This is a genomic window from Mesorhizobium sp. M0243 (assembly GCF_040321775.1).
GTDB lineage: Bacteria > Pseudomonadota > Alphaproteobacteria > Rhizobiales > Rhizobiaceae > Mesorhizobium.
Genome location: NZ_JAMYSF010000085.1, coordinates 1 through 753 on the forward strand (window position 1 = coordinate 1; position 753 = coordinate 753).

At 57.1% G+C, this 753-nt stretch carries 1 protein-coding gene; it reads right to left on the reverse strand.

The window, feature by feature from the left end:
• Window positions 1-540: 540 nt before the first annotated feature.
• The coding region (locus NKJ11_RS33735; protein WP_352795188.1) for a YidB family protein at window positions 541-753 on the reverse strand (213 nt) is incomplete at its 5' end.

A 753-nucleotide genomic window follows, 5' to 3' on the forward strand; every position in this document is an offset into this window, starting at 1 on the left:
CCTCTTTAACGCGTTCAATGTTCCTTGCTCGTCCAGGTCCAGAAGTCGGCTGTAGCCCACCACGTCGGCGGCCAATATGGCGGCAAGACGGCGTTTGGCGCGTTCTTCGGCCATTTCGCTTTGCTTTCATTGAAAGCAGAAAAATGGGATTGTATGACGTCTATTTCAAAAGTCTATCAGGCTGACTTTGAAGCTCGATCGGCAAGCCGCTACATGGGGTGATCGCGTCACCTCGGTCGATCATTCACTTTCTTGTTTACGCGGTCGCGAGGACGATACCTCAAAGACGGAGGGGCCTCAGCCGAGCCCGCATTGTGTCGTTTCGGAACCGGGTGGACCAATCAATTTAGGGTCATGTTGAAGGAACTCAACGCCGACCTGTGCCAGGGTCCCGCCTCATCACAACCAGTCCAAAGAGAAGATCGCCCCCTTTCACCACTCTTTCCTTCGCGGCGCCCAACCGCAGGCCGTGGCCCGCCCGTTCAGTCATGCGCTCCGGATTGCGGCGCGGCCAATTTAACGGTCGATGTAATCCCCCGTTTACCGCTCTGGAGTGCGTGGCGGCACCTGATCTAGGAGTGCGATCTCATCGGTCGCTGCTGGCAGTTCGCCCCTTGGCGTCAGCTTGTCGACCGCCTCGGGCAAGTCTTTAGTGATGCGGGCAATCAACTCATCGCGCGACAGACCAGTTTGCATCGAAAGCGCAGTGAGAGTGTCCTCGTCAATTGCCGTCTCCACGTCCTTCGGGTCGAT